The organism is Rhizobium sp. SU303, from assembly GCF_021052345.1.
Classification (GTDB): Bacteria; Pseudomonadota; Alphaproteobacteria; order Rhizobiales; family Rhizobiaceae; genus Rhizobium; species Rhizobium laguerreae.
In genome coordinates this window covers 698,181-718,027 of the sequence record NZ_CP088096.1, presented here as the reverse complement: position 1 = coordinate 718,027, position 19,847 = coordinate 698,181, and the positions used below count along the sequence as shown (strand labels likewise).

The window sequence follows — 19,847 nt, the reverse complement described above, 5'->3', positions numbered from 1 at the left end:
TGAGCGATCACCTTCTGCCTGCTCTCATTGAGCAGCAGGTTCCCTTGCATATCGGAGGGATTTCCGAAGGCGTCCACTCAGGAGACATCCCCTCAGGAGACCAGGGACATCGGCGGGCGGGCGGCGGGCGATGCCTTGCGGATATCGGCGGTCTGAAAGTGGGAGATTCTTTCGTTCAACACTTCCACCTGATGCCGGAGCCGATGAATCTCCGCGGTGTTCTCCTCCACCATGGCGGCATTGTGCTGGGTGATGTGCTCGACATCGCGAACGGCATTGTTGACCTCGTCGATCCCCTTGTATTGCGTGGTGGTCGAAGACGAGATGACTTGCACCAGTCCATTGATCGAGGTGAAATGTTCCATGATGGATGAAAGCGCCTGGCCGGTCTCTTCGACGAGCCGGACGCCTGCGCCGACCTGCGATGCGCTGGTGGAAATCAGACCCTTGATCTCGCGGGCGGCCGTCGCGCAACGCTGCGCAAGCTCACGCACCTCCTGCGCAACGACGGCAAAACCTCTGCCCGCCTCTCCTGCACGGGCCGCTTCCACACCCGCGTTGAGCGCGAGGAGATTGGTCTGGAAGGCAATCTCGTCGATCACGCCGATGATGCTGGTGACTTTTTCGGATGACCGGTTGATAGCGCCCATGGCGTCGATCGCCTTGGCGACAACGGCCGCAGAATGCTCCGCCTGGCGGTGCGCCTCGGCGACTGAAAGCGACGTCTGGCGGGCGTTTTCGGCCGTCGTTCGCACGCTGGCGGTGAGTTCGCCCAGCACCCGCGAACTCTCCTCGAGGGACGCTGCCTGCTGTTCCGTGCGGCGGGCCAGATCGTCGGCGGCGCCGGAAAGATTGGTGCTGCCCTCGGCGATCTCGTAGGTCGTGTTGCGCACCTCGGCGAGTGTCAGGCGCAGCGCATCGATGGCGTGGTTGTAGGTTCGGGCCATGGCGACGTAATCGGCGGCCAGATCCTCGCTCATGACGGCTGCAAGATTGCCATCGGCAAGTTTGCCGAGCATATCAGACAGAGCGGTGAGAGCCTTGCTCTGTTCGGCCTCGATGCGCGCCTGCTCAGCGGCGCGGCTGGCCTGCTCCAGTTCGTCTCGCGCCCTGTTTGTTTCGGCAAGCTCTTCCAGCCTGGTCTTCTCAAGCGCATGATCGCGGAAGACGGTGACGGACCGGATCATGTCGCCGATCTCGTCGCCGCGCTTGCCGTCGCCGATCGGGACGTTCAGATCGCCGTCGGCCAGTCGCATCATCGTCTGGGTGATCCGCTTCAGCGGTCCGCGCAGCGTTTCGATCAGCATGAGACCGCCGATGATCGCAAGCACGGTGCCTACAATCATCGCCGACAGCGACATCGTCGCCGAGCGCTGGCTGATTTCCTTGCCGCTCTCCTGCGCCGTGCTGACGAACTGCTCGAGTGTATGACTTGCCGTCGCCACCAGCTCCGTCGCAGCCTGCTTGTTGGCCTGCCAGCGATCGGCGATCGATATCAGCAGCGATGTGTGCTTTTCGATTGCGGCAAGCGATGGCTCGATTTTCTTGGCAAGATCCTGCAACGCGGCGTTTCGCCCGCTCAAGGGCACAAGCTTTGCAGCGTTTTCACGCAGTGCCTTGAGATCCGCAAGAACCGCATCCCTTGCCTCGGCATCAACCCGCCTGTTCAATTCGCTCAGGTGTAAGCGCAGATCGTCTATGGATTTGAAAGCGGCATTGACGATCACCACCATCGAGCGAAGTGTCGATATGCTCGCGTCCATGCCGGCAAAGCGCTCGATTGCCGTGTCCGCATTGGCAGCGGCGAGCTTTGCAGACTGCTCCTCGAGACGTTGCAGTTCCTGGTCGAGGGGAGCGTAAGTGTCCAGCGACAGATTGCTGCCTTCGACCATGGCAGCAAGCCTGTCCAATAGCGGCTTCACAAAGGCGATCTGGGTTTGAGCCTTCTCGGACGCAAGCGCCTCACTCGCACCCGCTTCTTTGACGAGCGGCGGCAGCAGGCTACTGATGGCCTTGGCGAGATCTTCAGGGGTGGCTGCGCGTGCAGTCGCCTTGCGCAATTTCGCAATGCGCTCCCCGAGGCTCTTATAGGCCGAGGCATCGAGAAGAAGGGCCCGGACGAAGGCCTCTTTTCCGTTCGCCTGATCCTGAAGCACGTCGAGTTGCTGACGGGCGCTCTGACTTTCCTTGAACAGTCGGGCCACTTCGCCGTCGATCGACTGTTCGGTATTGGCGCGCTCCTGTGACACCGTCCATAACGCGTCGGCGCCGCCCTGCATCTTGGCCCCGAGTTCGCGCACGGCAGAGATCTGCTGCTTCTGCGCCGGATCGGTCAACATCGCATCAAGCGTCGCCGCACCCTTTTCCTGATCCGAAATGCTGGCGGTCAACCGATCGCGCGTGGCCGCACTCGGCAGATCGGTAAACGCCGTCAGCGAGGATCGCAGTTGCTGAAAACTGGAAAGGGTTTCGATCGTCTGCCGGGTCAGGGTCATCTGGCCGTTGAGCGTACCGGCAGTGAAATAGCCGAACAGGCCGATCCCGGCTATCAGGACGATCAGCGGCACCACGAAGACGAGAACCTTCGTGACGATCCGCATACGTTGCAACAGTCGATCAATCAGCGCCATAGATGGCCCCCACCCCAGCAAAGTTGGCTCTTTTTCCGACGCGACCCCTCGCCTTGGCCTGCAGTGGCAGCGGTCATTTCATGATGACAGCCGGTAGCAGCGATCACGCCAGACCATCACAGTAGTCACAACTGTTAAAAAAATGGTCAATGGTGTCGAGTTTGGTCGGCACATGCTGCAGGCGGACGAAGGCGCATTTTCTGCGCCCTCGTCTTGTCATTCAGCCCATGTCCATAAGGCTTGCATTGCCGCCGGCAGCGGCGGTGTTGATCGAAGTCAACACCTCCTCCAGAACCAATCTGCTTCGGGCCGGCCGCCGACAACCCGTGGCAACACATCGCCGCGCAATTGGCCAATTGGATCAGTGAAAAGCCGGGCACCCAAAACCAAGACGTCGCAAGCCTGGATGGCACTGGAACCGAACCACGCCCGTCATCGACGGTCGTGGCTCGGCGGCAGGCGCCGGGGGATCAGTCTATCCGAAGGCCTTCGGCGGAGAAGAGGTGGACTTTCTCGGATTTGGGCGCGAGGTGGATTTGCTGGTCAGGTTTTAAATCCACCCGCCGGTGCAGCACGATGGTTGCCGTCTGCGTGCCGACACGCACCGAAAGATGGGTCTCCGCACCTGTCGGCTCGACAGTCAGTACGGTGGCCGGAATGCCCGTCTCCGCAATGTCGAGGTCTTCCGGGCGGATGCCGTAGGTGCGTGCCGCGCTGTGGCTCAATTGCGGCGGAAGCGGCAGGGAAACACCGCCTTCGATACGGAAGCCGCCGTCGCTGATGCCGCCCTCGAAGAGGTTCATCGACGGCGAGCCGATGAAGGCGGCGACGAAGGTGTTATTTGGGCGGTCGTAGAGATCGAGCGGCTTGCCGATCTGCTCGATGTGGCCGGCGCGCATGACGACGATCTTGTCGGCCATGGTCATCGCCTCGATCTGGTCGTGAGTGACGTAAACAATGGTCGTGCCAAGGCGCTGATGCAGCTCCTTGATCTCGCTGCGCATGGTCACCCGCAGCTTGGCGTCGAGGTTGGACAGCGGTTCGTCAAAGAGGAACACTTTCGGATGGCGTACGATGGCGCGGCCCATGGCGACGCGCTGGCGCTGCCCGCCGGAAAGCTGTTTCGGCAGGCGCTCCAGCAGGGGTTCAAGTGCGAGAATGCCTGCGGCTTCGCTCACCAGCTTGTTGATTGTCGCCTTATCGCGCCCCTGCAGCTTCAGGGCAAAGCCCATATTTTCGCGCACCGTCATGTGCGGATAGAGCGCGTAGGACTGGAACACCATGGCGATATCGCGCTCCTTCGGCGCGACGTCGTTGACGACGCGCCCGTCGATGCGGATTTCACCGCCGCTGATATCCTCTAGCCCCGCCAGCATGCGCAGAAGCGTGGACTTGCCGCAGCCGGACGGCCCGACGAGCGTGACGAACTCACCGTCCTCGATATCCGCGGAAACCCCGTGGATAACGGAGGCCGCGCCGTATTGCTTCAGAACCCGGTCGATTGCTACCGATGCCATTGTCTGTCCTCCCTCACAGTTTCAATTGCCAGACGCCCGCCTCGGCGACGGCGCCGGTGAGCGTTGCCGAACGTGCGGCGGCAAAGCTCGGAATGCGTTTGGACCCCGTCCAGCGGCCGTTGTCAGCGAATACCTCGATGGAGCCGGCATCGAGGAAGATGCGCAGGCTCGACGGTTTCGCGCCGGTGGCGACGTAACGTGGCGGCGTCATACCGGTGCGAGCGTCGAAGACAATCGCCAGACCATCGGCATCGAGTTTCACGCCTAGATCGACGTCCGGATGATCGAAGCTGAGATCGAAGGCGGCGCCCGGCTCGGTAAGATCAAGTACGATCTCGACGGCGCCGGTGCCGAGCGGCACGGTCTTGCCGGCGGCAAGCGCGGTGTCGTCCAGCAACTGATGGCGCAGGCTTTCGACGGCTGCGACCGGCGGGGTCAGCACCGTGTCGCCGTCGAGAAGCACGCGGCGCGGCAGGGTCATGGTCGTCGGGAAATCGTCCTTCTTGGAAAAATCCGTCCAGTTGGCGAGCCAGGCGATGCCGACCGGCTCGTCGCCATCAACGAAGGCCTGAAAGGCATAGGCATCCGAACCGAAATCCAACTCCTGCTCGAACTCCGCAGTGAAGGTGCGGCCATCGAAACCGCCGACGGTGACGGAGGTGAGGTTGCGGCGGCCGGTGGCCGGGTCGCGGCTGGTGAGCAGACCAAAGATCAGCGCCCAGCGCGTTTCTGCGTTTTTGCCGGAAAACGGCACCATGCAGGGGCATTCCGCCGCCGTCATGCCGAAACCGTCCTCGCGATGGAGGATGCCGAGGAAGGTCCAGCCATCGGCGCCTTGCGGGTCTGCGGTTTCATAGAGCAGTACGACGCCGCCCTGCCTGTCGCGGCTGCCGAGCAGCATCTTCCAGCGGCCGTCCGGGCCTTTGAAGACATAGGGGTCGCGGAAATCGGTGGTGAGGTTCAAGCCTTCCGGGCGCAGCGGCATCACGATCTCCGACGGCCCGGCGACGATGCCGTCGCGGCTGACGGCTGAAAGCTGGATTTGCTCTTCCGGTTGCCGGTCACGCACATGCTCGGTGTAAAAGACGCGGATTTCCTCGCCTTCTGGGCCGATGCCGGGGATCGCCGAGCCGGAGAAGGCGCCGCCGCCGCCATCGTCCTTTTCCGATAGATGCGCCGCCGGGAAGAGGAATATGGGCAGATGTGTCCAGCGGACGAAATCCTTTGAGACGGCATGGCCCCAGTGCATGGTGTTCCAGCGCGGCTCGTGGGGATAATGCTGGTAGAAGAGGTGAGCATTTCCGCCGAACCGTCCAAAACCGTTCGGATCGTTCATCCAGCCGAAGGGCGGGCGGAAATGATAGCTGTCGGGCACGTCGGGGGCGGCGGTGCGGGCATCGCTGTGCAAGACGCAGATGCCCTCCTTCATCACGGTTTCCGGCCGGAAGGCATAAGCGACGGAAAGCGCTGTGGTTGTCGCATCATAGGACAGCGTGGCACGGCCGCCCTTCGCGAGCGTCACAGCGAAGAACTCAAATTCCCCCGTGCGGCGGGTCGAGGGCTCGCCGATGTCGTTGCCATTAACGGCGACGAAGAGCTTCGCCTCGCCGCCGGCATGGCGCGCCTTCAACCAGAGATGCAGGACCGTGCCTTCGGGCAGCTCCGCTTCGATGGTTTCAGGTGCTGAGGTTTCGGATTTTGCCTGTAGAGACATGATCAACCTTTCACGGCGGAGCCGACGAATGAACTGACGAACCAGCGCTGGAAAGCCAGATAGAGAATGAGGACGGGGATCATCATCAGCACCGAGGCGGCCATGGCCCGGTCCCAGTAGATGCTGTCCTGTCCGAAGAAGGTGGCGATGGCGACGGCAATCGGCCGAGCATAGTCGGTCTGGGTGACCAGCGTCGGCCAGAGATACTGGTTCCAGCTTTCGATGCCCATGAGGATCGAGACCGTGGCGAGCGCCGGCAGGCTGAGCGGCATGTAGATCGACCGGTAGATGCGGAAGGCCGATGCGCCATCCATTTCCGCCGCTTCATAGAGTTCTTTCGGCAGCTGCGCGAAGAACTGGTAGAAGAGGAAGACATAGAGCGGGCTTGCCACCCAGGGCAGGATCTGCACCGCGAAGGTATCCGTCAGACCCGCCCGCGACATCATGACGACGAGCGGCATGATGATGCTTTCCTGCGGGATGACATAGAGCGCGACGACCAGCGCCAAGAGCGCCGCCTTGCCGCGCAGCGAGCCCCAGGCCAGAACGAAGCCCGCCATGGAATTGACGATAAGACCCGAGACGACTGTGGCGACGAGGATCACCAGCGAATTGAAAAGATATCGGCCATAGGCCAGCTCGCCGGAGAAATGGGCGATCTCCTTGTAGTTCGACAGGGTCGGGTCGCCGACCCAGAAGGCGCGGAAGCTGCCCATGTCGGCGAGGATGCGGAAGCGGTCGTCCTTCAGGCTGGCGATCAGCAGCATGAACAGCGGCGAGATCATCACCAGCGCGATGACCAGGATGCAGAGGCTCTGCACGATGCGCAGGCTTCTCTTGCCGTTGCCCCTTGCGATTGCCAGGGAGGCGGGCTGGGTCAAAGCGAGATCAGACATCGAAGCGCCTCAGGAGTTTGCGTTGCAGGAGCGCGATCAGAAGAACGATGACGAAGAGGATGACGGAAACGGCCGATGCGTAGCCGAGTTTCTGCTCCTCGAAGCCGGCGCGCACCATGTAGTGGACAACGGTTTCGGTGCTTTCGTTCGGGCCGCCCTGGGTGAGGATCGCCACCTGCGTATAGAGCTTGAAGGCCTGGATGGTCGTGATAACCAGCACGAAGACATGGGTCGGGCGAAGGCCGGGCATGGTGACGTGCCAGAAGCGGCGCAACGCGCTTGCCCCGTCGATGCGGGCGGCATCGTATAGTTCTTCGGGAATGCCCTGCAGGCCGGCGAGATAGATGATCATCTGAAAGCCATAGGCCTGCCAGGCTGAAAGCAACACGATGGAGAACATCGCCCAGTTGGGGTCGCCGAGCCAGTCGATCGGCTGGATCGTGCCGCCGGAAAGGAAACCGACGATCTGGTTGAGCGGGCCGCTTGGATACTGGAACAGCGTGCCCCAGATGACGCAGACCACCACCATAGAGGTGATCGCCGGCAGGAAGAACAGGCCGCGCAGCAGGTTTTGCATCGGCAGCTTCTGATGCAAGAGCAGCGCGGTCAGGAAGGCGAGGCCGCACTGCAGCGGCAGCACCCAGACGGTGAAGCGCGTGACGTTCCACAGCGAGGTCCAGAACAGCGGGTCGGCGAAGACGCGCTCGAAATTCAGGAGGCCTACGAAGCGCACCGGCGTCGGGCGCGGCACGAGCGGCTGGTTGGTCATCGCCGTCCAGAAAGACAAGAGGAACGGCGTGATCAGGAATATCGCCAAAAGCAGAAAGGCAGGCGCGATCATCGCCATTTCCTGCCAGAGCCGCTGCCTATCGCGGCGTTTCGCCGGACGCCGCAAAGCGGGCGTGGAGGTCTGTTGCAAAGTCATTGTTTCCTCCTCATCGGTCATCCTTCCCGAGATGGTCCAGGGGCCGGCAGGACGAACCGGCCCCGTCAAAACCCCTTACTGCTGCTCGTCGAAGGGCGGGTAGCCGGCATTGTCCTCGATATCCTCGTCGATCTTCTTGGCAGCGGCCGTCAGCACTTCCTGCGCGTCGCCACCGTTGAAGATCTTGTCGACGGCCTGCATGAAGGCTGAGGTGATCGTCGGATATGCCGGGTGCGGCGGACGGGCGATCGCGGTCTTGGAAGCCTGCTCAAAGGCGACGGCGAGCGGACCGCCTTCCGCATAGAGCGGGGAACCGGCGGCGAAGCTCTTCAGGCCCGGATAGGCGGACTGGGTCTTGGCGTACTCCCGGTACTCCTCGTCCTTCAGCAGGAAGCTCAGGAACTTGCCGGCGATCTCAGGGTTTTCCGAGGTCGCGGAAATGCCCCAGATCCAGGTCCCGTTCGGGCTCACGCCCTTGTCGCCGATCTTCGGCAGCGGCATGACGATGATATTGTCCTTCATCGCTGCCGATGCCTCCGCGTAGAACCAGTGGCCGCCCATGGCGAGCGCGGCCGGCTGCCCCTCGGCGTAGAACTGGTTGGTGCCCGACGAAGTCGGCACGACCCAGCCCTTCTTCACCCAGTCCTGCATCATCGTCAGCGCCTTGACGCAGGCCTCGCCATCGAGCGTGCCGCTGGCCTTCCAAGTCTTGCGGTCGATCAGGTCGCAGCCGGCGCTTTCGAGCAGGGGGCCGTAGGCATAGGTGATCCACTCGGTCTTGATGCCGTAACCTCGGAAGGTGTCGATCGGCCACTTCACGCCTTCGAGTTTGGAAAGCTTTTCGAGATAGCCTTCGAATTCCTCGCGGGTCCAGGCATCATCGACCGATTTCGGAATGCGGGCGCCGATCGCTTCAAGATATTTCTTATTGCCGTAGAGCACGACCGAGGAGTCGGTGAGGCCGATCGCATAAAGGTCCTTGTCGATCGGATAGGTGCCCTGGGCGATATTCGAATCCGTCATGTCATCGAGCAGGTCCTTGTCAATGAGCGGCTTGACGGGCTGCAGATAGCCGGACCAGACATAATTGGCGAGGAACGGAGCATCGAGTTCCATGATATCGGGCAGCTGCTTGGCCATGACGGCGGCGCTGAACTTTTCGTTATAGGCATCGTGCGGCGCGTAGATCATCTCGATGTCGACATCGGGATTGGCGGCCTCGAAGCGGGCGGCAACGTCGCCATAGGCCTTCACCCAGCCGGGATCGCCCTGGTGCATGACGTGGATGACGGTCTTCGCCTCGGCGAGACCGGCGGTCGCGACCAGCGCGGCGGACGCTAGGAGTGCGGAAAGTAATCGATTACCCATTAAAGTTCTCATTTGTATTCTCCTCCTGTTGGGCACTATTCAAGTTCAGACGGATGACCGTTCGACCAGATGGAACGGCAGTTTCCGCAGATGCGGCGGTTCGGGCTGCTCGGCCAGGAGGATCTCCATGGCAAGGCGGCCCATGGCGCGGTGCGGCAGGGCCATCGTCGTCAATGGCGGGTCCAGCCGCGAGGCTATCTCGACCTGGTTGTCGAAGCTTGCCACCGCGATATCATCCGGAATGCGAAGGCCGGCGCGGGCAAGCGCCGCATAGACTTCCATCGCCACGCGGTCATTGCCGCAAAGGATGGCGTCCGGCCGTTGACCGGATTTCAGAAGCGCCTCCACATGAGAGGCGACAAGGCTTGGCGCGCGGTCGCTGTAGACGCTGCGGCGCACCGCCGGCAACACGCCAACGTGGTCGATGCCCGCCTCCTCAAGCGCCGCGCGAAACCCCATCTCGCGTAGCGTGCCGGCGAGAATGCCCGGCAGGTTGATGAAGGCGATGCGCCGCCGGCCGGCGCCGAGGAGATAATGCACGATCTCCCGCGCGCCGCCCTCTTCGTCCGGCACCAACGCTGTGACGCGGCCGGCAGCCTCGCGGCAGTTGATCATGACGCCGACGGCGCCCGCCAACCTGTCCGGCAGGGCGACATCCTTGTGGTACATGGCGGCGTAAGCAACGGCGCGCGGCCGGAACTGCTGCACCTCGTCGAGCACCGAGCCGATAGATTGGCCGCTGCGGTGGTTGACCGCAAAGACCGCCATCCCGGCGCTGCGGGCCGCCCCGTCGAGGCCACGTACGATCTCGGTGGCGAAAGGCGAAGTGATGAGACCGTCGGAGACGACGCCGACCAGCGGCAGCCAGCCCTGTCGCACGCCACGCGCCGCAAGGTTGGTCACGTAGCCGAGCTCTTCCGCAATGGCCTTGACCTTCTGGCGCGTATCGTCCGACATGCGGGCGGAGCCGCCGTGCAATGCACCGGAAACCGTCTTTACCGAGACTCCCGCACGTTCCGCAATGTCAGAAAGAGATACTGCCACGATCCGCACCATCCTCCTTGGGTGATCGATTACCCAATAGTCGCGGCGAACGCTTTTTGTCAAGCGGCTTTTACGCTTGCGGACGAAGACGGCAACCTGTGGACGGGAAAGCAAGCCGCAAGGCCGTCGTAAAGTCCCTGGATGCCGATGACCTGGAAAGACTTGTTCGAGCAAGTACATGAAGGCGGCGAGGTTTCCCGAAACTGCCTTTCCAATCGTCGTTCCTCACGCCAGCAATACTGTGTCGCGAGCGGATCGCCGCCCGACGCCGTATGGGCCGAGGAAGCCAGATTGAATTCCGGGAAGAGGGCCTCTTTTCCGTCTGGAGTTTCGAGGGCGCATTTTCTGCGCCCTCGTCCTGTTACTCAGCCGATGGCCATGAGGCTTGCATTGCCGCCGGCAGCCGCGGTGTTGATCGACGTCGACACCTCCTCCAGCAGCCAATTCAGGCAATAGGCTTCGGGATCGCTCGCCAGTTCCTCGGTCGTCGCGGCCTGGACCAGCAGAAGCGGACCGGGCAGGTGAGCGATCTTCTGATTGACGGCCAGAACCCTGTCGCGATCCCCTTCGACGAGCGCCCCGGAGAACGGCCCATCCTTTTCCCAATCCGACGTCCAGGAAACCCGGCTGGCGACAGCCGCCGGAAGGTCCGCCAGGACTGACTTCGATAGGGAACCTGTGTCGACGACGATGTGGTTGCCGGTCGAAAGGGCTGCGGCGATCTGGCGGTGAAGCCCGCCTTCGGTCTGCGGCACGAGGAGAATACGGCCGCGGGGATGGAGCGCGTAGAGATTGAGCTCCCCGACCGGACCGGTGAGTTCACGTTCGAGCCCGAGCGCCGAGCGGCTCGCATACCCACGCGCCACTTCCCCCTCGCCCGACAAGCCCTTCTTGTCGAGCCAGACGATGTAGTCACGAAGGGCGAGGTCCGTATGAACGGAATCCTGCTGTGGCGGCACGGGCGCGCGCTGCACCAGCCGGCCGATATAGAGCGGACCGCCGGCCTTCGGACCCGTTCCCGACAAGCCGCGGCCGCCGAACGGCTGCACGCCGACGACGGCGCCGATGATGTTCCGGTTGACATAGAGGTTTCCAGCCTTGATGCGGCTGGTCACATGCGCGATCGTTTCATCAAGCCGAGTGTGAAGGCCGAATGTCAGACCATAACCCGATGCGTTGATGTCGTCGATCAGACGGTCGAGCCCGTTTCGCTTGAAGCGGACGACATGCAGAACCGGGCCGAAGATCTCTCTTGTCAGGTCCGACAGGGACTTGATTTCGATGATCGTCGGCGGAACGAAGGTCCCCGCCGCAGCACTTTCGGGCAGCGGCAGCTGATCCACCTTCCGGCCTAAGCCGCGCATATGCTCGATATGCTGGTCGATCTCCGTCTTTGCGCTGTCATTGATGACTGGGCCGACATCGACGCTCAGCCGATCGGTACGGCCGATCGTAAGCTCGCGGAAGGCGCCCTTCAGCATGGCGAGGGTCCTGTCGGCGACATCGTCCTGAAGGCAGAGAACCCGGAGCGCCGAGCAGCGTTGACCGGCACTGTCGAAGGCAGACGCAATGACGTCGGCCACCACCTGCTCGGCCAAAGCCGAGGAGTCGACGATCATGCCGTTCTGGCCGCCGGTTTCGGCAATCAGCGGAATCGGCTTGCCGGTCGCCGATAGCCGTTCGGCCAGCTGCGCCTGGATCATGCGGGCAACTTCGGTCGACCCGGTAAACATGACGCCTGCCGTCTCCTCCGCCCCGACCATGCCGGCGCCGAGACGGCCGCTGCCGGGCACGAACTGCAGGGCACCGACAGGCACGCCCGCCTCGTGAAGGATCTTCACACTCTCCGAAGCGATGATCGGCGTGACGCCGGCTGGTTTTGCAAGCACGGGATTGCCGGCCACCAAGGCTGCGGCGACCTGTCCGGTGAAAATCGCCAGCGGGAAATTCCACGGGCTGATGCAGACGACCGGGCCGAGGGGCGCATGCGAGGGGCCGAGGGTCTTGCGAGCCTGTTCGGCATAGTAGCGCAGGAAATCGATGGCCTCACGCACCTCGCCGACGGCATTGGCCGCGGATTTGCCGGCTTCGCGCATGACGATGCCCATCAGCACCTTGATGCGGGACTGCATGATGTCGGCCGCCCGCTCCAGGCAAGCGGCACGCTCGGCCGGCGGCACGGCGGCCCATTGCGGCGCATGCTCCGCCGCCATGCGAACGATGCGCGCTGCCTCCTCGACCTTCACTTCGGTCACCGTGCCGACGACATCCCGGTGATCGGCAGGATTGAGAACATCGCGCGTAACCCCATCCATAGAGCCGTCGGCTAGGATGGGAAGCGCATGCCACGGGGCAGCAGCCGTGGAGGCGAGCGCCTGCCCCAAATCCGAAAGCGTGGCCTCGTTCGAGAGATCGAGACCATCGGAATTGGCTCGGGCGCTGCCGTAAAGAGCCTTCGGCGACGCGATCTGCGCGTGGGGCGCGCCAACGACAGGCATGGCCGCGACGATTTCGGCGGGATCGGCGATCAGCGCCTCGACCGAGACATTCGGATCGGAGATGCGGTGCACGAAGGAGGAATTGGCGCCATTTTCCAGAAGGCGTCGCACCAGATAGGCGAGCAGCGTCTCATGCGTTCCCACAGGCGCATAAATGCGGCAGGGCCGGTCGAGTTTTTCCTTTCCGACAACCTCGTCGTAGAGTGGTTCGCCCATGCCGTGCAGGCATTGGAACTCGTATTTGCCGACGGTGAAATCAGCACCCGCCAGACGATAGATCGTGGCGAGCGTCTGCGCATTATGGGTGGCAAATTGCGGGAAGACCGCATCCGGAGCATCGAGCAGCTTGCGCGCGCAGGCGATGTAGGCGACATCGGTGTAGATCTTGCGGGTATAGACTGGATAGTCGTCGAGACCGTCAAGCTGGGCGCGCTTGATCTCCGCATCCCAGTAAGCGCCCTTGACGAGACGGACCATGACCCGACGCTCGGAGCGGCGTGCGAGATCGATGATGTAGTCGAGGACGAAGGGGCAGCGCTTGCCATAGGCCTGCACGACAAAGCCCAGCCCGTTCCAGCCTGTGAGATCAGGCGCAAAGCAAAGCTCCTCAAGGAGATCGAGGGAAAGCTCCAGCCGATCGGCTTCCTCGGCGTCGATATTGAGGCCGATATCATAGGTCTTGGCGAGAACGGCCAGCGCCTTGACCTTCGGCAGCAGCTCGCTCATCACCCGGCCGGCCTGCGACCTCACGTAACGGGGATGCAGGGCCGAAAGCTTGATCGATATGCCCGGGCCGTCATATATGCCGCGCCCGTCCGACGCCTTGCCAATGGCGTGGATCGCCTTTTCGTAATCCCGGTAATATCGCTCGGCGTCGGCGCCCGTCGTGGCGGCCTCGCCCAGCATGTCGTAGGAATAGCGGAAGCCGCGCGCTTCCAGCGGCCGGGCGCGTTTCAGCGCCTCGGCGATCGTTTCACCGGTGACGAACTGCTCGCCCATCATGCGCATCGCCATATCGACACCGCGACGGATGACCGGCTCGCCGGCGCGGGCGATCAGCCGCGTCAGCGCTGCCGACAGGCTCCGGTCGTTGACCGTCGACGTCAGCTTACCAGTGACGACGAGGCCCCAGGTGGCGGCGTTGACGAACATGGATTTTCCGCCGCCGATATGGGAGGTCCAGTTGCCCTCGGCGATCTTGTCGCGGATCAGCGCGTCCCGGGTTTCGGTGTCGGGAATGCGCAGCAGCGCTTCGGCGAGGCACATCAGCGCCACGCCTTCCTGGCTGGAAAGCGAATATTCCTGCACCAGCCCTTCGACTCCGGTCCCCTTGTGCTTGGCGCGCAACGCCTCGATCAGGCTGCGGGCCGTGCTGCGAATGTCATAGCGTTTTGCCTCGGAGACACGCGCGGCTGCAACGAGCGGCGGCAAGCATTCGGTTTCCGGCCGGCGATAGGCTGCCGTGATGGCCTGGCGAAGTTCGGATTGCGGTCGGATCGGTGGGGCAAAGCCGGAAAACGGCGCGCCGTCGGCGGGATCATTGGAGGGGGCGGGGTCGATCGCTGCGTTCAACATGGGAGTCCCTATTCAATCGATGTCTGTTTTAACGGATGAATGAGATGCCGGGCTCGTCGTCCCAGTGTGCATCGTCCGTGAAGGCGGGGCCGGAATATTCGGTCTCCCGCAGCGGGCGCGCATCCGGTCTGTCGCGCTTGAGGGTGAGCGCCGCAGCCACGGCCCTGATCGCCAGCGGCCGGTAGTGAGCGAGCAGATCCGGCGTCCGATCGTCATCCGCTTCTTTGTTATGCATGTATGATCCCCGTGTTGAGCGCGGCGCCAATACCGATTTCAGCACTCTTCTGCCCGGCAGATAATCTATCATAATCGAAAATCGCAATCTCACTTGATTTCAACAGTTTCCAGGCTGTATGAACTTATTAATCCGTCCGCGAGAGTTCAAATGGCTACTGAAACCGACATCTTTAGTGAATTGGACCAATTCGACAGAAAGATCCTCGCCGCACTCGCCGAGGACGGCAGGCTGTCGATCACTGATCTCGCCGCGCGTGTCGGATTGTCGAAGACGCCGTGCCAGATCCGTTTCAAAAGGTTGATCAGCGAAGGATATATCGAAGGCTTCAAGGCCGTCCTCAATCCGTCGAAAATGCAGCTCGACCATATTGCTTTCGTCGAGGTGAAGCTTTCCGATACCCGCGAGGACGCGCTGAAAAGCTTCAACGATGCCATCAAGAAGATCAGCGAAGTCGAAGAGTGCCATATGATCGCCGGCAGGTTCGACTATCTGCTGAAGATCCGCACGCGCGATATCGGCCGCTACCGCCGCGTTCTCGGCGAGCGCATCTCGACGCTGCCCCACGTTGCCAGCACATCGACGAATGTCGCGATGGAAACGGTCAAGGAAAGCTGGGACAAGTTCGGTTCCAGTCTTTCGTGAGGGTAATGTCGTTTATCGACCCAAAGCAGTTCAGCCAGCTTTCGCTTTACGGCCGCGTGCGCTCGGCTTCGCCGGCACGCTTTTGCCGTACTCATTCCACCATGCCGTCAGAGCTTCCATCGTGGGGCCGAGGCCCCGCGCCTTCTGCGTGATTGCATATTCGACGCGCGGGGGAACCTCCGCAAAGACTGTGCGGGACACGAGCCCGTCTGCTTCGAGCTCGCGGAGTTGCGCCGTCAGCATGTGTTGGGTGATGCCGGGAATAGCCTTTCTCAGTTCGCCAAACCGGTGGACCCGCTGATGGAGCAGCCACATGATTTCCAGCTTCCATTTGCCGGAGAGCAGCGCGAATGCGCGGCGCATCTCCTCATGCATATTGATTTCGCCATCGGCCATAGTCTGGTTTTCCATACTAGCTGTAAGTAATTCATCCTACTTGCAAAGATAGACCTTTGACGACATTTTTCATCCGTGCATCGGGGGCGCAGTAAAAGGAGCGCCTCTCACATAGAAACCGACAGACTCGACGAGAGGAATGTTGCTGCGTGAGCAGCGACAGGGATGAGCTTATGCTTGAATTTTACGGATACTGGATCAGCACGGCACTTCTATCCGTGCTCTACCTCGCTTCAGCCTACATGTATGCCACAAAGAAACAGTGGGTTCGTGAGGCGCTGACGGAACTCGGATACAGCGCCAACAACCTCGTTCCGTTCATGATCATCGTTAAGGTCCTCGGCCCGCTCGCGATCCTTTCGCGCGTCAGCGTCCCGCTCAGCGATCTCGCCTATGCGGGCATCTTCTTTCACCTGCTGCTATCGGGCCTCGCGCATATCGGCGTTCGAAAACCTGTCGGCGCCCTGCCAGCGGCGATCGGCCTGGCGCTGCTGATCACCTCGTTCATGACGCAGAACGACGCCCGCGACGTCCCCTCCCCTTACGTCCAGGCCGCCGTCCTCTGACGCCTCGACGATTCCCAAGCCTTATCAAATGGAGATACACATGGATCGACTCAATGGAAAAGTTGCCGTTATCACTGGCGCAAGCCGCGGCATTGGCCGCGCCACCGCAAAACTGTTTGCGGCCGAAGGCGCGAAGGTCGCAGTTCTTTCGCGGACATCCGAAGGCGTCGAACGCGTTGTCGCGGATATCGTCGACGCGGGCGGCACCGCCCTCGGTGTCGTCTGCGACGTCGGTGAAGCCGATCAGATCACGGCCGCGGTGGACAAGGTTATCGCAACATATGGCCGCATCGACATTCTCGTAAACAATGCTTTCGATGGTTCTGCGGTCTTGTCTTCGGTCATCGACCTTTCGGTCGCGCAATTGCAACGGAACTTCGACACCGGGCCGATCGCATATCTACGTTTCATGCAGGCTTGTTATCCTCACCTGAGAGAAGGCGGAGAAGGGCGGATCATCAATTTCGGGTCGATGGCCGGCACGATTGGATTGGCCGGGTACGGCCCGTACAACATGGCGAAGGAGGCAGTGCGCGCGCTGACCCGCACGGCGGCACGCGAATGGGGTGGCGACAACATCACCGTGAACAACATCCTGCCGATCGCGGACACTTGGGGCGCAGCAGAAAAGGAGGTTCCTCCACCGATGAGCGCACTTGCTCGTTTCGGCTCGCCGGAAGACGACATTGCCCCGGTGGTGCTGTTCCTGGCCAGCAAGGATTCCCAATTCATTACGGGATACAGCCTTACCCCCGATGGCGGCGCAATCATCGACAGCGCCCGGTAACAGCCCTCGGCAACCGTCGATGAGCAAGGGGCGCAGCGTGTTGCGCCCCGTTGTCCGGCAGAGCCTCCCGACGTGAGTGTTGGTTACCGATACCGGTAGCGGAAAGCTTCAGCGAAGGCGGAAAAAGCAGCGGATGGATGGCGCCGGCTGGGGTAATAGAGATGATACCCTTGGAATGTTGGCGCCCAGTCCGCAAGCACTTCGTGCAGTTGACCGCTGTCACAATATTGTCTGATCAGATCCCTCGGCACATAAGACAGCCCCGCCCCATCGAGAGCGGCATTGATCGCAGGCCCTATGTTGCTCATCACGAGTTGGCCTTCCACACGTACGCTGAACTCGCGACCATCCTTTTCAAACTCCCAGGCATAGAGAGCGCCTGACGTCGGAAGACGCAGGTTCACGCAATTGTGGTCCGTCAAGTCTTGCGGGGTCGAAGGTGCAGTGCGGGCCGCAAAATATTCCGGTGATCCGACCACGGCATAAGAGATATCGGCCCCGATGCGAACGGCCACCATGTCGCGCGCAATCGCTTCGCCGAGCCGCACGCCGGCATCGAATTGGCGCTCCACGATATTTGTGAAGCCGTTGTCGACGATGAGTTCCACGATAATATCGGGGTAATCCCGTAGAAATGCCGGCAGCCTCGAACGGAACACTAGCTCCACGGCATCATCGGGACATACGAGGCGGACTGTGCCTGAGGGCTTATCGCGTAGCGAGCCGAGGGCGCTGATCCCGGCGGCGATGCTCTCGAAATGCGGCTGGATACTTTCCACGAGGCGCGCGCCTGCCGCCGTCGGGGCGACGTCGCGTGTCGTCCGGGAGAGAAGCCGGACGCCGAGCCGTGCTTCGAGCGCGCTGATCGTATGGCTCAACGCCGAGCGCGTGACTCCCAATTTTGATGCAGCGCGCGTGAAACTCCGCTCCTGAGCCACCTCCAGAAACGCACGCATTTCCGTGAACTCGTCGCGACGCATTGTTGAATCTCCTTCATCACGACATTCAGATTATAGCTTCTAGTCGCGCAAAACCAGTCCGGTTATCTATCTGGCAGCGGATAGGAGAACGTGGATGACCGTCGAGTTGACATTGAATGAGACCTCACTGACGGACGACACGGCGACCTCGTGGTCTGCTGTGACCTGTCTCTCGCTTCTCACATTCCTTCTGGTGGGCTTGGAATTTCTTCCTGTGAGCCTTCTGACCCCGATCGCCAGGGACCTCTCGGTGTCAGAGGGGCAAGCCGGATTGGCAATCACCGTGTCGGGTGTCTTCGCGGTTATCACCAGCCTTTTCGGCAACGTATTCCTGGCGAGGATCGACCGGAAGTTTATCGTCTTGCTCTATACGGCGGTTCTTGTTGCATCGAGCTTGGCGGTTGCCCTCGCACCCAACTTCCTTGTCTTTCTCGTCGGACGGTCGCTGGTCGGCGTTTCGATCGGCGGCTTCTGGTCGCTATCGACGGCTATTCTGGCACGCCTGGCTTCGGACCGTGACCTGCCCAAGGCCATTGCGCTTCTTCAAGGTGGCACCGCCTTCGCGCTCGTCCTTGCCGCGCCGCTCGGCAGTTTTCTTGGCGGGTTGATCGGATGGCGCGGAACCTTCTTCATCACCGTGCCAATCGGAATTGCCGCACTCGTCTGGCAACTGGCAGTCCTGCCAAGGATGCCGGCGACATCAACCGTCTCGGCGGCCAGAATATTCGGGCTGCTACGCAATCGCACATTCGCGATAGGAATGGCGGCGACCGGTCTCGCCTTCATCGGCCAGAACGCGCTGTCCATTTATCTTCGTCCGTTCCTCGAAGGCGTCACCGGACTGGAATTGAATGCGCTGTCCATGGTGCTTCTCGGCCTTGGCGTCGGCGGACTAGCTGGAACCTCCGTGATTGGCTTCGTCGCCCGGCGCCACCTCCTCCTCGTTCTCGTAGGCCTGCCGGCCGCTCTTGCGGTCCTTGCCCTGCTGCTGATCGCTCTCGGGCCGTTCGCGGCGGTTACGGCATCCCTGCTCGTCATGTGGGGATTTTTCTCGACCCCGATTCCGGTCGCCTGGAACACCTGGATGGCCGCCATCGTTCCCGGTGAATTGGAAGCGGCAGGTGGACTGCAGGTGGCGCTGATCCAGCTCGCCATTGCAGGCGGCGCTTTCGCTGGCGGCATGCTGTTCGACACCGCGGGATGGTGGAGCACCTTCCTTCTGGCCGCCTGCCTTCTCGCCGGTTCGGCCGGCCTCGCCGCGCTCGCTGGCCGCCGTTCCTGAACTTTGTCAAAACCTCAAAACAGGAGATCATTATGTCCCAAGGAATTGAAAACAAGGTGGTCGTCATCACCGGGGCAAGCAGCGGGCTCGGCGAAGCCACGGCGCGTCACCTTGCTGAGCGTGGCGCCTCCGTCGTCCTCGGCGCGCGGCGTAGCGATCGCATCGCCAAGCTGGCTGAGGAACTGACTGCGAAAGGCTATAGGGCCAAGGCAGTCCAAACCGACGTCACGGACCAACTTCAAGTCAAGACGCTCGTCGACACGGCCGTCAACGCGTTCGGTCGCATCGACGTGATGCTGAACAATGCCGGCCTGATGCCACTTGCGCCGCTCGAACGGCTCAAAGTTGACGAGTGGGATCGGATGATCGACGTGAACATCAAAGGGGTGCTCTACGGCATCGCAGCAGCGTTGCCCCACATGAAAACGCAGAAGTCGGGGCATATCATCAACGTGTCCTCTGTCTACGGTCATGTGGTCGATCCGGGTGCCACCGTCTACTGCGCCACTAAATTCGCCGTGCGCGCCCTCTCCGAAGGGCTGCGGAAGGAAGTGAAGCCATACAACATCCGCACCACGATCATTTCACCCGGCGCAGTGAGCACCGAACTGCTCGAGCACATCAGTGAGAAGGACATCCAGGCAGGCACCAAGGAGTTCGTCAGCAAGATCGCCGTCAGCGCGGACACGTTCGCCCGAACGGTCGCCTTCGCGGTGAACGAACCAGATGATGTCGACATCAACGAAATCCTGTTCCGGCCGACGGCTCAACCTGTCTGACGCGAGGCGC

Annotated in this window: 16 protein-coding genes; 5 read left to right on the top strand and 11 right to left on the bottom strand. The window is 61.8% G+C overall.

Features of this window, described 5'->3' with window-relative positions:
• Positions 1-92 precede the first annotated feature (92 nt).
• From RlegSU303_RS27970 to RlegSU303_RS27930, 9 genes are all read right to left on the bottom strand, one after another.
• On the bottom strand, positions 93-2,630 hold the full coding sequence (locus RlegSU303_RS27970; protein ID WP_131719013.1) for a methyl-accepting chemotaxis protein: 2,538 nt from the start codon (positions 2,628-2,630) through the stop codon (positions 93-95).
• A gap of 470 nt (positions 2,631-3,100) precedes the next feature.
• The gene (locus RlegSU303_RS27965) at positions 3,101-4,147 is read right to left on the bottom strand and encodes an ABC transporter ATP-binding protein (RefSeq protein ID WP_017956818.1); all 1,047 of its coding nucleotides are present in this window, start codon (positions 4,145-4,147) and stop codon (positions 3,101-3,103) included.
• A gap of 13 nt (positions 4,148-4,160) precedes the next feature.
• On the bottom strand, positions 4,161-5,861 hold the full coding sequence (locus RlegSU303_RS27960; protein WP_017956819.1) for a glycoside hydrolase family 32 protein: 1,701 nt from the start codon (positions 5,859-5,861) through the stop codon (positions 4,161-4,163).
• A gap of 2 nt (positions 5,862-5,863) precedes the next feature.
• Positions 5,864-6,757, bottom strand: coding sequence for a carbohydrate ABC transporter permease (locus tag RlegSU303_RS27955; RefSeq protein WP_131620234.1), 894 nt, complete (start codon positions 6,755-6,757; stop codon positions 5,864-5,866).
• On the bottom strand, positions 6,750-7,682 hold the full coding sequence (locus tag RlegSU303_RS27950) for a carbohydrate ABC transporter permease (RefSeq protein WP_017956821.1): 933 nt from the start codon (positions 7,680-7,682) through the stop codon (positions 6,750-6,752). The genes RlegSU303_RS27955 and RlegSU303_RS27950 overlap by 8 nt, the downstream gene beginning before the upstream one ends.
• A gap of 75 nt (positions 7,683-7,757) precedes the next feature.
• Positions 7,758-9,050 (bottom strand): ABC transporter substrate-binding protein, encoded by a 1,293-nt coding sequence (locus tag RlegSU303_RS27945; protein WP_165507517.1) that lies wholly within the window; start codon positions 9,048-9,050, stop codon positions 7,758-7,760.
• Between the two features lie 45 nt (positions 9,051-9,095).
• On the bottom strand, positions 9,096-10,106 hold the full coding sequence (locus tag RlegSU303_RS27940) for a LacI family DNA-binding transcriptional regulator (protein WP_017956823.1): 1,011 nt from the start codon (positions 10,104-10,106) through the stop codon (positions 9,096-9,098).
• A 353-nt stretch (positions 10,107-10,459) separates the two neighbouring features.
• On the bottom strand, positions 10,460-14,167 hold the full coding sequence (gene putA, locus RlegSU303_RS27935; RefSeq protein WP_017956824.1) for a trifunctional transcriptional regulator/proline dehydrogenase/L-glutamate gamma-semialdehyde dehydrogenase: 3,708 nt from the start codon (positions 14,165-14,167) through the stop codon (positions 10,460-10,462).
• A 28-nt stretch (positions 14,168-14,195) separates the two neighbouring features.
• Positions 14,196-14,402, bottom strand: coding sequence for a hypothetical protein (locus RlegSU303_RS27930; protein WP_017956825.1), 207 nt, complete (start codon positions 14,400-14,402; stop codon positions 14,196-14,198).
• Positions 14,403-14,552: 150 nt separating this feature from the next.
• Between RlegSU303_RS27930 and RlegSU303_RS27925 the strand changes: the two genes are divergently transcribed.
• Positions 14,553-15,047 carry an Lrp/AsnC family transcriptional regulator gene (locus tag RlegSU303_RS27925; protein WP_017956826.1) on the top strand — a complete coding sequence of 165 codons (495 nt, stop codon included), beginning with the start codon at positions 14,553-14,555 and terminating at the stop codon, positions 15,045-15,047.
• 30 nt (positions 15,048-15,077) lie between these two features.
• Here RlegSU303_RS27925 and RlegSU303_RS27920 read toward each other — a convergent pair whose 3' ends face one another.
• On the bottom strand, positions 15,078-15,458 hold the full coding sequence (locus RlegSU303_RS27920; protein ID WP_017956827.1) for a winged helix-turn-helix transcriptional regulator: 381 nt from the start codon (positions 15,456-15,458) through the stop codon (positions 15,078-15,080).
• A 158-nt stretch (positions 15,459-15,616) separates the two neighbouring features.
• Here RlegSU303_RS27920 and RlegSU303_RS27915 point away from each other — a divergent pair, with 158 nt between their 5' ends.
• Both RlegSU303_RS27915 and RlegSU303_RS27910 read left to right on the top strand, forming a co-directional pair.
• Positions 15,617-16,009 (top strand): DoxX family protein, encoded by a 393-nt coding sequence (locus tag RlegSU303_RS27915; protein ID WP_017956828.1) that lies wholly within the window; start codon positions 15,617-15,619, stop codon positions 16,007-16,009.
• Positions 16,010-16,049: 40 nt separating this feature from the next.
• The gene (locus tag RlegSU303_RS27910; RefSeq protein WP_131620236.1) at positions 16,050-16,796 is read left to right on the top strand and encodes an SDR family NAD(P)-dependent oxidoreductase; all 747 of its coding nucleotides are present in this window, start codon (positions 16,050-16,052) and stop codon (positions 16,794-16,796) included.
• 83 nt (positions 16,797-16,879) lie between these two features.
• On the opposite strand, the gene RlegSU303_RS27905 is transcribed toward RlegSU303_RS27910, so the two are convergent.
• Entirely contained in the window at positions 16,880-17,776 is an 897-nt protein-coding gene (locus tag RlegSU303_RS27905; protein WP_131719015.1) for a LysR family transcriptional regulator, read from the bottom strand.
• Positions 17,777-17,870: 94 nt separating this feature from the next.
• On the opposite strand from RlegSU303_RS27905, the gene RlegSU303_RS27900 reads away from it, so the two are divergent.
• On the top strand, positions 17,871-19,058 hold the full coding sequence (locus RlegSU303_RS27900) for an MFS transporter (protein ID WP_017956831.1): 1,188 nt from the start codon (positions 17,871-17,873) through the stop codon (positions 19,056-19,058).
• A 32-nt stretch (positions 19,059-19,090) separates the two neighbouring features.
• Positions 19,091-19,837, top strand: a complete 747-nt coding sequence (locus RlegSU303_RS27895; RefSeq protein WP_017956832.1) for an SDR family oxidoreductase — start codon at positions 19,091-19,093, stop codon at positions 19,835-19,837.
• Positions 19,838-19,847: the final 10 nt, after the last annotated feature.

What these genes read in the sequence shown, in the direction of transcription:
- RlegSU303_RS27895 (WP_017956832.1), top strand. Translation starts at nt 19,091, where the DNA reads ATGTCCCAAGGAATTGAAAACAAGGTGGTCGTCATCACCGGGGCAAGC.
- RlegSU303_RS27910 (WP_131620236.1), top strand. Translation starts at nt 16,050, where the DNA reads ATGGATCGACTCAATGGAAAAGTTGCCGTTATCACTGGCGCAAGCCGC.
- RlegSU303_RS27915 (WP_017956828.1), top strand. Translation starts at nt 15,617, where the DNA reads ATGCTTGAATTTTACGGATACTGGATCAGCACGGCACTTCTATCCGTG.
- putA (WP_017956824.1), bottom strand. Translation starts at nt 14,167, where the DNA reads ATGTTGAACGCAGCGATCGACCCCGCCCCCTCCAATGATCCCGCCGAC.
- RlegSU303_RS27970 (WP_131719013.1), bottom strand. Translation starts at nt 2,630, where the DNA reads ATGGCGCTGATTGATCGACTGTTGCAACGTATGCGGATCGTCACGAAG.
- RlegSU303_RS27920 (WP_017956827.1), bottom strand. Translation starts at nt 15,458, where the DNA reads ATGGAAAACCAGACTATGGCCGATGGCGAAATCAATATGCATGAGGAG.
- RlegSU303_RS27925 (WP_017956826.1), top strand. Translation starts at nt 14,553, where the DNA reads ATGGCTACTGAAACCGACATCTTTAGTGAATTGGACCAATTCGACAGA.
- RlegSU303_RS27900 (WP_017956831.1), top strand. Translation starts at nt 17,871, where the DNA reads ATGACCGTCGAGTTGACATTGAATGAGACCTCACTGACGGACGACACG.
- RlegSU303_RS27905 (WP_131719015.1), bottom strand. Translation starts at nt 17,776, where the DNA reads ATGCGTCGCGACGAGTTCACGGAAATGCGTGCGTTTCTGGAGGTGGCT.
- RlegSU303_RS27960 (WP_017956819.1), bottom strand. Translation starts at nt 5,861, where the DNA reads ATGTCTCTACAGGCAAAATCCGAAACCTCAGCACCTGAAACCATCGAA.
- RlegSU303_RS27930 (WP_017956825.1), bottom strand. Translation starts at nt 14,402, where the DNA reads ATGCATAACAAAGAAGCGGATGACGATCGGACGCCGGATCTGCTCGCT.
- RlegSU303_RS27955 (WP_131620234.1), bottom strand. Translation starts at nt 6,757, where the DNA reads ATGTCTGATCTCGCTTTGACCCAGCCCGCCTCCCTGGCAATCGCAAGG.
- RlegSU303_RS27945 (WP_165507517.1), bottom strand. Translation starts at nt 9,050, where the DNA reads ATGGGTAATCGATTACTTTCCGCACTCCTAGCGTCCGCCGCGCTGGTC.
- RlegSU303_RS27965 (WP_017956818.1), bottom strand. Translation starts at nt 4,147, where the DNA reads ATGGCATCGGTAGCAATCGACCGGGTTCTGAAGCAATACGGCGCGGCC.
- RlegSU303_RS27940 (WP_017956823.1), bottom strand. Translation starts at nt 10,106, where the DNA reads ATGGTGCGGATCGTGGCAGTATCTCTTTCTGACATTGCGGAACGTGCG.
- RlegSU303_RS27950 (WP_017956821.1), bottom strand. Translation starts at nt 7,682, where the DNA reads ATGACTTTGCAACAGACCTCCACGCCCGCTTTGCGGCGTCCGGCGAAA.